Genomic DNA, 11831 nt, shown 5'->3' with positions numbered 1-11831 from the left:
GAGGAGGCCCAGACCGGCAAGGCGCAGGTGCAGCGGCTCGCCGACCGGATCTCCGCGATCACGATCGGCACGAAGATCCCGTGTCCAGGCGGCGCTGGAGGGCGTCGGAGTGGGCGGTGCGCAGGCGGATCTCCTCGATCAGCCGGGAGCGCCGCTCGGCCGCCACGGGCTCGCTGCGCCGGACCTCGGCCCCGGCGGCCACGATGAGCAGGCCGGTCAGGACCAGCGCCAGCGGGACGCCGGCGCGGGCGAGCGGCCCGCGCCGCGCGCCCGCCTCCCCGGCCGCCGCGCGGCGGGCGGCGGCCGCGGCGTAGCCGGGGTCCGCCGCCCTGCCGGCCATCAGGTCCGACAGCAGCGACATGGAGGCGTCGGGACGCCGCCACCCCGCCCGCTCCCGCTCCCCGGGCTCCGGCGGCCCCTCTCGCCCCTCGCGTCCGTCTGTCACCGGCCCATCATGGCAAGCCGCGCCAAATCCCCGGCGCAGGTCAGGGGACGGCCGTGGCGGCGGCGCGGGAGCGGTCGAGGCCGAGGTGCACCGCCATCCCGGCCAGGACCGAGCCCATCAGCCAGCGCTGGGCGCGCTGCCACAGGGGCCGCTCGGCGAGGAACCCGGCGATCGTTCCGGCGCCCATGGCGATGAGGCCGTTGACGGTGATCGCGATCGTGATCTGGGTGAGGCCCAGCAGCAGGCTCTGCAGCGCCACGCTGCCGCGCCCGGGGTCGACGAACTGCGGCAGCAGCGACACGTACAGGATCGCGATCTTGGGGTTGAGCAGGCTGGTGAGCAGCCCCATCGTGTACAGCCGGCGGGGCGGGTCGGCGGGGAGCTCCCGCGGGGCGAACGCCGCCCGCCCGCCGGGGCGCAGCGCCTGCCAGGCCAGCCAGAGGAGGTACGCCGCGCCGGCCAGCTTGAGGGCGGTGTAGACGGCCGGCACCAGCGCGAAGACGGCGGTCAGCCCGGCGGTGGCGGCGATCACGTACACCACGAACCCGGTCGCGACCCCGCACAGCGAGATGAGGCCGGCCCTGCGGCCCTGCGTCAGCGTGCGGGACACCAGGTAGATCATGTTCGGCCCGGGGGTCAGGACGAGTCCCAGCGCGATGACGGCGATACCGGCGACTGCGGTCAGCGAAACCATGCGAATCACCGTAAAGCGCCCAGTATTCTCGGTGCAATAGAGTGAATTGATCTCGGTGCAATGTCGATGGAGGCGAGGGCGATGGACGACTTCCGGCGGGTCGCCGACGCGGTGGCGGCCGACATCGCGGCGGGACGGCTGCGGCCCGGCGACCGGCTGCCGCCGCAGCGTGCCTTCGCGCGCCGGCACGGCATCGCCAACTCCACCGCCATCCGCGTCTACGGCGAGCTGGCCCGGCGCGGGCTGGTGGTCGGCGAGGTCGGCCGCGGCACGTTCGTCCGCGCCGCCGCCCCCGCCGCGGCGCCCGCGCTGACCGAGCCCGCCGGGACGCGGATCGACCTGGAGCTGCAGCACCCCGTGGTGGACGGGCTGGCCGAGCGCATGGCCGCCTCGCTCGGCCGGCTGCTGCGCCCCGACGTGCTGGGCACCGCCCTGCGCCCGGTGGGCCCCGCCGGGACGCCCGCGGCACGGGCCGCGACCGCCGCCCTGCTCGGCCGCCCCGGCTGGGAGCCCGCGCCGGAGCAGGTGCTCTTCACCGGGAACGGGCGGCAGGCGATCGCGGGCGCGGTGTCGGCGCTGGTCCCCACCGGCGGGCGGCTGGCCGTCGAGGAGCTCACGTACCCGCTCGCCAAGTCCGTCGCCGCGCGCCTCGGCATCACGCTGGTGCCCGTGGCCGCCGACGCGCACGGCCTCGTCCCGGGCGCCCTCGCCGAGGCCCACCGCCGCGCGCCGTTCCAGGCGGTGTACGTCCAGCCCACCGTGCAGAACCCGTACGGCACGACGATGCCGCCGGAACGCCGGGCCGCGCTGGCCGCCGTCCTGGAGGAGCTGCGCGTGCACGCGGTCGAGGACGCGATCTGGGCGTTCCTGGACGCCGCCGCGCCCCCGCCGCTGGCCGCCTGGGCCCCGGACCGCACGATCGTCGTCGACAGCCTCTCCAAGCGGCTGGCGCCCGGGCTGGCCGTGGGCTTCACGGTCGCGCCCCCGGCACTGCTCGACCGGGTCGGCACCGCCCTGCGCACCGGCGCCTGGGCGCCCGCCGGGTACGCCCTGGAGGCCGCCACCGGGTGGATCGGGGACGGCACCGTCGCCGCCCTCGCCGAGGCAAAGCGCGCCGACGCGGCGCGGCGGCAGCGGATCGCCGCACGGGCGCTCGCGGACGCGCACGAGCCCGCGCCGCGCGTGCGCACGCACCCGCACTCCTACTTCTGCTGGTGGGAACTGCCCGCGCCGTGGCGCGCCGAGACCTTCGCCGCCGCGGCCGCGCGGCGCGGCATCGCCGTCACGCCCGCCGCCGCCTTCGCGGTGGTCCCGGCGAGCGCGCCGCACGCGGTCCGGGTCGGCCTCGGCACTCCCCCGCCCAAGGCGCTCGCCGGCGCCCTGCGCACCCTCGCCGCCCTCGCGTCCGGCGGGCCGGACGCCGCGCCCGGCTGAGCCGCCGCCCGCCCCGCCTCAGGACTCGGCGCGCTCGACGACCGCCGCCCACTCCTCCAGCAGCTCCTGCGCCGCGTCCGCGTCCGGCCCCTCGGCCCAGAGGTGCGTCACCGCGTCGGACGGGTCGGGCAGCACCAGCACCCACCGGCCGTCCTCCTCCACCACCCGCACCCCGTCGGTGGTGTCGATCGTCCGGTCGCCGGCCGCCTCCACGACGTGCCGCATCACCCCGCCCTTGGCCGCCCACGGCGTCGGCACGGAGCGGCGCAGCAGGTGCGCCTCGGGGATGCGGCGGTCGATCTGGGACAGCGTCAGCCGCGTCCGCGCGACCAGGCCCACCAGCCGGACGAACGCCGCGATGCCGTCGACCGTACGGCTGAACTCGGGCATCAGGAAGCCGCCCCGGCCGTCCCCCGCGAAGATCACCTCGGGCCGGGCGGCGGCCTTCGTCAGCACGTCCTGCGAGGTCGAGGTCCACTCCACCTGGACGCCGTGGAACCGGCAGACCTGCTCGGCCACCCGCGTCGTCGTCACCGGCAGCGCCACCCGGCCGCCGCGCCGCTCGGCCGCGACCAGGTCCAGCATCACCAGCAGCGCCCGGTCGTCGCCGATCAGCTGGCCGCTCTCGTCCACCAGCGAGATCCGCTCCCCGACCGGGTCGAACCGCACCCCGAACGCCGCCCGCGACGACGACACCAGCTCGCCGAGCCGCTGCAGGTCGCGCATCCGCTCGGCGAGCGTCTCGGTCGGGTTCGCCTCGTCCAGCCGGTTGTTGCGGGTCAGCACGTCCACGCCGACCCGGCCCAGCAGCGTCGGCAGCACCAGCGACGCGGTCCCGCCCGCGCAGTCCAGCACGATCTTCAGCCCGGCCTCGCGGACCCCCGACATGTCCACGCGCCGCAGCAGGTCGCGGGCATAGGTCTCGGTCGTGCGCGCCGGGTACGTCAGCTCGGCGATCTCGCCGGGGAACGCCCGCCGGAACTCCTGCCGCCCGAACACCCGCTCCAGCTTGCGCTGCGCCGCCTGCGACAGGTCGGCGCCGTCGGGCGCCAGGAACATGATGTCCACGCCCTGCGGGTCGCCGGGCGTGGTCCGCAGGTAGAGCCCGCCGGCGCAGTCCTCCCGCGCCGTCTCGAACCGCGCCACCGGCAGCGGGCACGCCTCCAGGTCCTGGACGTCGATCGCGCTGGACGTCAGCGCGCTGATCACCGCCCGCTTGAGCGTCCGGGCCGCGCGCGAGGCGTCCCGGCCGGTCACCACCGCCGTGCCCTTCTTCAGCGTCGTCGCGTACGCGCTGGCCAGCCGCACCGCCAGCTCCGGGGTGATCTCCACGTTGATCAGCCCGGACACCCCGCGCGGGCCGAACAGGTTGCGCTGCCCCCGCGACTCCCAGATCACGCTGGTGTTGACGACCGCGCCGGCCTCGATGGTCTTGAACGGGTACACCTTGACCTGGCTGGAGACGTACGCCTCGGCCTCGATCACGCACTCGTCCCCGACGACCGCGCCCTCCTCGACCCGCGCGCCCGCCATGATGTCGGTGTTCTTGCCGATCACGCAGCCGCGCAGGTTCGTGGACGGCGCGATGAACACGTTGTCGTGCACGACGGCACGGTGCAGGAACGCGCCCTCCTTCACCACCACGTTGCTGCCCAGCACGGTGAACTCGCGCAGCTCCACGCCCGCCTCGACCTTGGCGTAGTCGCCGACGTACAGCGGGCCCTTCAGGATCGCCTCGGCGTCCACCTCGGCGCCCTCGGCCACCCACACGCCCGGCGACAGCTCGAACCCCTGCAGGTCGACGTCCACGAGCCCCGACAGCATGTCCGCCTGGGCCTTCATGTAGCTGGCGTGGGTGCCGACGTCCTCCCAGTAGCAGTCGGCGACGTACCCGTACAGCGGCGCGCCCTCGGCCAGCAGCTTGGGGAACACCTCGCCGGACCAGTCGACCGAGCGGCCCTTCTCGACATGGTCGAGGACCTCCGGCTCCATGATGTAGATGCCGGTGTTGACGGTGTCGGAGAACACCTGGCCCCAGGTCGGCTTCTCCAGGAAGCGCTGGATGCGGCCCTCGTCGTCCACGATGATGATGCCGAACTCCAGCGGGTTCGGGACCCGCTTGAGGCCGATGGTGACCAGCGCCCCGTTCTCCCGGTGGAAGCGCACCATGTCGGTCAGGTCGATGTCGGTGAGCGCGTCCCCGGAGATCACCAGGAAGCGGTCGTCGCGCAGCGCCTCCGCCGCGTTCTTGACGCTGCCCGCCGTGCCCAGCGGGATCTCCTCGGTGGCGTAGCTCAGCGACATGCCGAGCTCCTCGCCGTCCCCGAAGTAGTTGCGGATCAGCGCGGCCAGGAACTGGACGGTCACCACGGTCTCGTCGAACCCGTGCCGCTTGAGCAGGCGCAGCACGTGTTCCATGATCGGCCGGTTGACGAGCGGGAGCAGGGGCTTGGGCTGGTTGGCGGTCATCGGACGCAGCCGCGTCCCCTCGCCGCCCGCCATCACAACGGCCTTCATCGCGGTGTCTCCGCTCCCTTCTGGTCGCCGGCCGACGGGTCGGGATCGGGCTGGGGGCCGCGGGGCGGATCGGGCGGCGGCTCGGGCGGCCCGGCGCGGTGCTCGATGATGAGCCTGCGGGTCTGCGCCCAGTACAGGATCGCCGCCCACCAGTACAGGGCCGTGCCCCAGATGGCGAACGACCAGCCGATGATCCGGGCGCCGGTGGCCACCGGGCCGTCGTGCCCGCCGAGCAGCAGCAGCGGGAACGCGTACAGCAGGCACATCGTCGCCGCCTTGCCGATGAAGTGCACCGGCAGGGTCCCCCCGTACCCGAGGCGGCGCATCACCGGCACGATCGGCGTGATCGCGACCTCCCGGCCCACCAGCAGCACCACCAGCCACAGCGGGATGATGTCCCGGACCGTCAGCCCGATCAGCGTCGCCAGGATGTAGAGCCGGTCGGCCGCCGGGTCCAGCACGACGCCGAGCCGGCTGGTCTGGTTCAGCATCCGGGCGAGCTTGCCGTCCAGCCAGTCCGACAGCCCCGCCGCCACCAGCAGGCCCAGCGCCCACCAGTCGGCCTCGGCCAGCACCAGCCACAGGAAGAGCGGGACCCCCAGCAGCCGCGCGAAGCTCAGCGCGTTCGGCACCGTCCAGATCCGGCCCGACACAGTGCCCCGGCCGGGCTCCGGTGACCTGTCGACATCAGGGCTCACTGACGCGATCGCCTCCCCTATCCCCCAATGACCATGACCCTATCGTCAGGGTTGGTAAAGCCCGCCGATAGCCTGCGGGCCATGCGATGGACCCTGCACGGCGAGAGGTACGTCTACCGCAGCCCCTGGATGGACGTGTGCCTGGCCGACGTCGAGCTGCCCGACGGGCGCCGCTTCGACCACCACCTCCTGCGGGTCCGGAACGCGGCCGGCGTGGTCGCCGTCGACGGCCGCGACCGCGCGCTGCTGATCTGGCGGCACCGCTTCATCACCGACCGGTGGGGCTGGGAGATCCCCGGCGGCCGGGTCGAGGACGGCGAGGACCCGGCCGCGGCCGCGGCCCGCGAGCTGCTGGAGGAGACCGGCTGGCGGGCCGGCGCGCTGGAGCACCTCCTGGACGTGCGCGCCTCCCCCGGCGTGCACGACGGCGTCCACCACCTCTACCGCGCCGACGGCGCCGAGCACGTGGGCGACCCCACCGACGTGGAGGCCGAGCGGATCGAGTGGGTCCCGCTGGCCTCGGTCCCCGAGCTGGCCGCCCGCGGTGAGATCGGCTCCTCGTCCAGCCTGGCGGCCCTCCTCTACCTGGCGTCCGCCCGCTGACCCGCGCCCAGCGGCAGCACGGCGGTCACCGTGAACCCGCCGTCCGGGCCCGGCCCCGCCTCGGCCGTCCCGCCGACGCTGCGGGCACGCTCGGCCATCCCCACGATCCCGAACCCGCCGCCGGCCGCGCCCGCCGCGCCGCGGCCGTTATCGGCCACCGTGATCCGCAGGTCGCCGTCCGCCCGCACCAGCGACACCTCGACGGCCGTCGCGCGGGCGTGCTTGACCACGTTGGTCAGCGCCTCCTGGACGATCCGGTACGCCACGATCCCGGCCTCGGGCGACTCGCGGCCCTCGCCACGTTCGGCGAGCACCGCGTCCAGCCCGGCCGCCCGCGCGGCCTCCACCAGCTCCGCGATCCCCGCCGCGCCCGGCGGCACCGCGCGCGGCCCCGGCTCCGTCTCCCGCAGCACCTGGAGCGTCGCCCGCAGCTCGGTGCGGGCGTCGCGGCAGGTGGCGGCAATGCCGTCCAGCGTGTCCGCCAGCCCGGCCCGGTCCACCGGCCCGTCCCGCTTCACCAGGTGCGCGGCCGCGCCCGCCTGCACGCCGATGACCGTGATGCTGTGCGCGAGCAGGTCGTGCAGGTCCCGCGCGATCCGCAGCCGCTCCTCGGCGACCCGGCGGCGGGCCTCCTCCTCGCGCGTCCGCTCGGCCCGCTCCGCCCGGTCGGTGATCGCCGCCACCCGCGCCCTGTGGACCCGCCAGCCCTGCACGCCGACGACCACCGCGACGATCGCCTCGACCACGCCGACCTGTTCCAGCCCGGTCCGCCCGCTCGCCCCCATCGCGAAGATCACCGCGCAGGCGGCCAGCAGCGCCGCCGTGCCGAGCAGGACCGTCAGCACCCGCCGCCCGAGGACCGCGAACGTGAACAGCGCGAAGACCTCGGCCGGGGCCACCGCGTGATGCTGGTACTGGAGCAGGTGGAACGGCAGCGCCAGCGCCACCACCAGCGCCAGCGCGACCCCCGGCCGGCGCCGCCGCCACGCCAGCGGCACGTGCGCCGCCACGAGCATCATCGCCCCGGCCGGATCCAGCGGCCGCACTCCCGGCCACTCCGCCGCCGCTCCCACGGCGACCGCCGCCAGCCCCGCGGCGGCCAGGGCGTCCACCCCGCGACCCCTGATCATCACCCGCCCAAGTCTGCCGCAGCCCCCGCCCGCCCCGCAGGCACCCCCTCCTCCGGCACCTCCACGATCGGCACGCCGGTCTCCCGAGCCGGTACCCCTTTCACCCGTTCCGGGGCATGGCGAGCGCGAACCCTCCCCGGGCTCCGCGACCTCCTCTACACGGCGTCCAGTGCTGGAACCTGACCGGTTGACGTCCTCACTCGTGAGGTTTCTGTTTCAAGGGCAGGACCACCGCGTACCGCGATCCGGCCTCCACAGACGTTTAGCCTGTCCGCCCGCCCGGCGGCCAGGATGTTCAGTGCGGCGTTGTGGTCACGATCGTGCTCGGCCCCGCATGCGACGCAGGTCCAACTGCGCACGCTGAGAGGCTTGGGCCCGTCCTTCACCCCGCATGCGGAGCAGACCTGGCTGGTCGGCTCGAAGCGGCCGATCTTGGCCATATATCGGCCCGCCCGTTCCGCCTTGTACTCCAGCATCGCCACGAACGTCGCCCATCCCGCATCGTGCACACTCTTGCTCAATCGTCCCCGGGCGAGACCCTTCACCGCCAAGTTCTCCACATAGACCGCTTGGTTGTCGCGGACGATTCCGGTGGAGAGCTTGTGGAGGAAATCCCGGCGTGCATCCGCCACCTTCGCATGCCGCCGGGCGAGTCGTCGCTCTGCCTTCGCCCGGTTGTTCGAACCTTCTTGACGTCGAGCCACCACGCGCTGGGCACTTTGAAGCCTCTTCTCAGCGCGACGCAGATATTGGGGCGATGCCACCTTGTGCCCGGTGGAGAGAACGGCGAAGCTCGTGAGACCGAGGTCGATCCCCACCTCGTCGGTACGCATAGGCAGCGGAGACGTCTCCACATCCACGACGAATGACGCAAAATAGCGTCCCGCGGAGTCCTTGATGATCGTCACCGAGGTCGGTTCGGACGTCAGCGGCCGGGACCAGCGGACAGATATTTCGCCGATCCTCGCTGCGTACAAACGCCCGTTCGAACGCAGGCGGAAGCCGGCACGGGTGAGGCGTATCGCTTGTCGGGCGCTCTTTCGCGATCGAGGTTTGGGCGGCTCCACCTTGGGTCCCCGGCGATGGCCTGTGATGGATTCGAAGAAATTGCGGTATGCCGCGTTCAGATCGGCAAGCGCCTGCTGGAGGGCGACCGCCGACACCTCCGCCAGCCATGCTCGCGCAGGGGACTTCTTCGCCTGAGTGATGACCTGCCTGGACAGAGCCGCGTCCGAGATGTAGGGCAGACCGGCCTCGTACGCGGCATTGCGAAGAGCAAGACCATCATTGAACACGACCCGCGCACAACCGAAGGCCCGCGCCAAGGCCCGTCGCTGAGCACATGTCGGGTAGATCCGGTAGTTATATCTGAGCCGCACATGGCGAACATACATTCGAATCATGATCACTGTCCGCGAAACCTAAAAACTCTGCGTAGCCGATCGCGTGCACGGGGGCCCGATGGCACGGAGTGCTATGTTGATCACGACGTGACGCGGGGGCCCGGCGAACCGGGCTGAGATAGCGGCTGGACGGCCGCTGACCGCCAGAACCTGCTCCGGGTTATGCCGGCGAAGGGAGTGAACGGGTGACTGACATGCGCACCCCCACCGTTTCTCGCAAGACCTACCTGCAGGGCTCCGCGCCCGATGTGCGGGTGCCGATGCGGGAGGTGACGCTGACGGACGGCGGCGCCGTGGTGCTGTACGACACGTCCGGGCCGTACACCGATCCCGCCTACGAGGCGGACGTGCGGCGGGGGCTGCCGCCGCTGCGCGGGGCGTGGATCGCCGGGCGCGGGGACACCGAGGAGTACGACGGCCGCGCGGTGCGGCCGGAGGACGACGGGCGCGATGGGCGCGGCGGGCGCGATGGGCGCGGCGGGCGCGGGGCGGCCGATCCGATGCGGGAGCGGGCGGCGTTCGCGGAGCGCCGTCCGCGCCGGGCCACCGGGGAGGCGGTGACGCAGCGGGCGTACGCCCGGCGCGGGGAGATCACTCCGGAGATGGAGTTCGCGGCGCTGCGCGAGGGCGTGGAGCCGGAGTTCGTGCGGGCCGAGCTGGCCGCCGGGCGGGCGGTGCTGCCGGCGAACGTGAACCATCCCGAGATCGAGCCGATGGTCATCGGGCGCAACTTCCTGGTGAAGGTCAACGCGAACATCGGGAACAGCGCGGTGGCCTCGTCGATCGAGGACGAGGTGGAGAAGATGACGTGGGCGACCCGGTGGGGCGCCGACACGATCATGGATCTGTCGACCGGGCGGGACATCCACACGACGCGGGAGTGGATCCTGCGGAACTCGCCCGTCCCGGTCGGGACCGTCCCGCTGTATCAGGCGGTGGAGAAGGTCGGCGGGGACCCGGCGGAGCTGACGTACGAGATCTTCCGCGACACCGTGGTGGAGCAGGCCGAGCAGGGCGTGGACTACATGACCGTGCACGCCGGGGTGCTGCTGCGGTACGTGCCGCTGACGGCGCGCCGCAAGACCGGGATCGTGTCGCGGGGCGGGTCGATCATGGCCGCGTGGTGCCTGGCCCACCACGAGGAGAACTTCCTCTACACGCACTTCCGGGAGCTGTGCGAGATCTTCGCCGCGTACGACGTCACGTGGTCGCTCGGCGACGGGCTGCGGCCGGGGTCGATCGCCGACGCCAACGACGAGGCGCAGTTCGCGGAGTTGCGCACGCAGGGCGAGCTGACGCGGATCGCGGCGGAGTACGGCAACCAGGTGATGAACGAGGGCCCCGGCCACGTCCCGATGCACAAGATCAAGGAGAACGTGGACCTGCAGCAGGAGCTGTGCGACGGGGCGCCGTTCTACACGCTCGGGCCGCTGACCACCGACATCGCGCCGGGGTACGACCACATCACCTCGGCGATCGGCGCCGCGATGATCGGCTGGCACGGCACCGCGATGCTCTGCTATGTCACGCCGAAGGAGCATCTGGGGCTGCCGGACCGCGAGGACGTGAAGGCGGGCATGATCGCGTACAAGATCGCCGCGCATGCCGCCGACCTGGCCAAGGGGCATCCGGGGGCGCAGGCGTGGGACGACGCGCTGTCGGACGCGCGGTTCGAGTTCCGCTGGGAGGACCAGTTCAACCTGGCGCTGGACCCGGACACGGCGCGCTCGTTCCATGACGAGACGCTGCCGGCCGCGCCGGCCAAGACCGCGCACTTCTGCTCGATGTGCGGGCCGCACTTCTGCGCGATGAAGATCACGCAGGATGTGCGCCGCTACGCCGCCGAGCGCGGGCTGCCGGACGAGGCGGCGCTGGACGCGGGGATGCGCGACAAGGCGGCCGAGTTCACCGGCTCGGGCGGCCGGATCTACCTTCCGGTGGCCGGTTCCGGCGACTGACCCGATTTCTGGGTCCGCTCACAAAAGGACCGCTCACCGGCGGTGACGCAGCCGCGGGCGGCGCCGTCCCCGTGCCCGTCCTCCGGGACGCCTACGCGAACGGGCGCGAACGGGGGAAGATGGGGCGGCGCCGTCCGGTGCGGCGCGCGGACCGGCGGACGGTCAGGACGGTGGTGGTGCCGGTGGACGCGCCAGGGGCCGCGCTCGCCCGCGACCAGGAGCTGCGCGCCCGGCTCGCCGCCGGCGACGAGGGCGCGCTGGGCGAGGCGTACGACCTGTACTCGCCGCTGGTGTACGGGCTGGCCCGGCGGGTGACCGCCGATGCCGACGCCGCCGGGGACGTGACGCAGGAGGTCTTCGTCTCGCTGTGGGAGCGGCCGCTGGCGTTCGATCCCGAGCGCGGCACGCTGCGCCTTTGGCTGGCGACGCTGGCGCACCGGCGGGCGGTCGACTGGGTGCGCAAGGAGAGCCGGCACCGGCGGCCGCCGCCGATCGTGGAGCGCGAGGGCAACGGGCGGCCCTCGATCGAGGAGCACGTGATCGAGGGCGAGCTGGCGAGCGGGGTGCGCCGCGGGCTGCACGCGCTGCCGCCGCCGCTGCGGGAGGTGCTGGAGCTCGCCTACTACCAGGGCCTCACCTACCGTGAGGTGGCGGTGGCGCTGGGCATTCCCGAGGGCACCGCCAAGTCCCGGATCCGCAGCGCGCTGGCGCGGCTGGCGCGGGACCTGGAGCGCGAAGGGCTCACCTCGTGAACGCCGGCGGCGCGGGCTCGCGCGGCGCGCGTTCGGGAGGGGGCCGGGCATGAGCGAGGGAGGGCATCCCGACATGGACACGGCACTCGCCGTCTGGGCCGCCGCGCGCAACTACCGCAAGTACGAGTACGACATGGTCGCGCCGCACGTCGGCCGGTCGCTGCTGGAGATCGGTTCCGGTCTCGGGCACTTCTCCG

Annotated in this window: 10 protein-coding genes and 1 riboswitch; of the genes, 4 read left to right on the top strand and 6 right to left on the bottom strand. The window is 73.4% G+C overall.

Annotation, left to right across the window (positions count from 1 at the left end):
• Positions 1–58: 58 nt before the first annotated feature.
• Positions 59–445 (bottom strand): hypothetical protein, encoded by a 387-nt coding sequence (locus AB0881_RS40925; RefSeq protein ID WP_366626240.1) that lies wholly within the window; start codon positions 443–445, stop codon positions 59–61.
• Between the two features lie 40 nt (positions 446–485).
• Positions 486–1139: a LysE family translocator gene (locus AB0881_RS40920; RefSeq protein WP_366626238.1), complete on the bottom strand. Its 654-nt coding sequence runs from the start codon at positions 1137–1139 to the stop codon at positions 486–488.
• 81 nt (positions 1140–1220) lie between these two features.
• Here AB0881_RS40920 and AB0881_RS40915 point away from each other — a divergent pair, with 81 nt between their 5' ends.
• Positions 1221–2573: a PLP-dependent aminotransferase family protein gene (locus tag AB0881_RS40915; protein WP_366626237.1), complete on the top strand. Its 1353-nt coding sequence runs from the start codon at positions 1221–1223 to the stop codon at positions 2571–2573.
• Between the two features lie 18 nt (positions 2574–2591).
• Here AB0881_RS40915 and AB0881_RS40910 read toward each other — a convergent pair whose 3' ends face one another.
• Complete coding sequence (locus AB0881_RS40910; RefSeq protein ID WP_366626235.1) at positions 2592–5090, bottom strand: mannose-1-phosphate guanyltransferase; 2499 nt, start codon at positions 5088–5090, stop codon at positions 2592–2594.
• Positions 5087–5788 carry a CDP-alcohol phosphatidyltransferase family protein gene (locus AB0881_RS40905; RefSeq protein WP_366626233.1) on the bottom strand — a complete coding sequence of 234 codons (702 nt, stop codon included), beginning with the start codon at positions 5786–5788 and terminating at the stop codon, positions 5087–5089. The genes AB0881_RS40910 and AB0881_RS40905 overlap by 4 nt, the downstream gene beginning before the upstream one ends.
• Before the next feature lie 81 nt (positions 5789–5869).
• On the opposite strand from AB0881_RS40905, the gene AB0881_RS40900 reads away from it, so the two are divergent.
• The gene (locus tag AB0881_RS40900; protein WP_366626231.1) at positions 5870–6391 is read left to right on the top strand and encodes an NUDIX hydrolase; all 522 of its coding nucleotides are present in this window, start codon (positions 5870–5872) and stop codon (positions 6389–6391) included.
• Here AB0881_RS40900 and AB0881_RS40895 read toward each other — a convergent pair.
• Both AB0881_RS40895 and AB0881_RS40890 read right to left on the bottom strand, forming a co-directional pair.
• On the bottom strand, positions 6370–7521 hold the full coding sequence (locus AB0881_RS40895) for a histidine kinase (RefSeq protein WP_366626243.1): 1152 nt from the start codon (positions 7519–7521) through the stop codon (positions 6370–6372). The two genes, AB0881_RS40900 and AB0881_RS40895, sit on opposite strands and share 22 nt — an antisense overlap.
• Positions 7522–7676: 155 nt before the next feature.
• The gene (locus tag AB0881_RS40890) at positions 7677–8900 is read right to left on the bottom strand and encodes an RNA-guided endonuclease TnpB family protein (protein ID WP_366626230.1); all 1224 of its coding nucleotides are present in this window, start codon (positions 8898–8900) and stop codon (positions 7677–7679) included.
• Between the two features lie 106 nt (positions 8901–9006).
• Positions 9007–9118, top strand: a riboswitch (TPP riboswitch).
• Here AB0881_RS40890 and thiC point away from each other — a divergent pair.
• Positions 9119–10882 carry a phosphomethylpyrimidine synthase ThiC gene (thiC, locus tag AB0881_RS40885; RefSeq protein WP_366626241.1) on the top strand — a complete coding sequence of 588 codons (1764 nt, stop codon included), beginning with the start codon at positions 9119–9121 and terminating at the stop codon, positions 10880–10882.
• 71 nt (positions 10883–10953) lie between these two features.
• Entirely contained in the window at positions 10954–11634 is a 681-nt protein-coding gene (locus tag AB0881_RS40880) for a sigma-70 family RNA polymerase sigma factor (RefSeq protein WP_366626228.1), read from the top strand.
• Positions 11635–11831 lie beyond the last annotated feature (197 nt).

The sequence above is a fragment of the Spirillospora sp. NPDC029432 genome, from assembly GCF_040703975.1.
Taxonomy (GTDB): Bacteria; Actinomycetota; Actinomycetes; order Streptosporangiales; family Streptosporangiaceae; genus Spirillospora.
Note: the sequence above shows the minus strand (reverse complement) of the source record. Positions and strands in the feature narration are given on the sequence as shown.

Bases quoted from the DNA above. Each gene is read 5' to 3' on its own strand.
- AB0881_RS40920 (WP_366626238.1), bottom strand. From the start codon at position 1,139: ATGGTTTCGCTGACCGCAGTCGCCGGTATCGCCGTCATCGCGCTGGGA.
- AB0881_RS40910 (WP_366626235.1), bottom strand. From the start codon at position 5,090: ATGAAGGCCGTTGTGATGGCGGGCGGCGAGGGGACGCGGCTGCGTCCG.
- thiC (WP_366626241.1), top strand. From the start codon at position 9,119: ATGCGCACCCCCACCGTTTCTCGCAAGACCTACCTGCAGGGCTCCGCG.
- AB0881_RS40915 (WP_366626237.1), top strand. From the start codon at position 1,221: ATGGACGACTTCCGGCGGGTCGCCGACGCGGTGGCGGCCGACATCGCG.
- AB0881_RS40900 (WP_366626231.1), top strand. From the start codon at position 5,870: ATGCGATGGACCCTGCACGGCGAGAGGTACGTCTACCGCAGCCCCTGG.
- AB0881_RS40895 (WP_366626243.1), bottom strand. From the start codon at position 7,521: ATGATCAGGGGTCGCGGGGTGGACGCCCTGGCCGCCGCGGGGCTGGCG.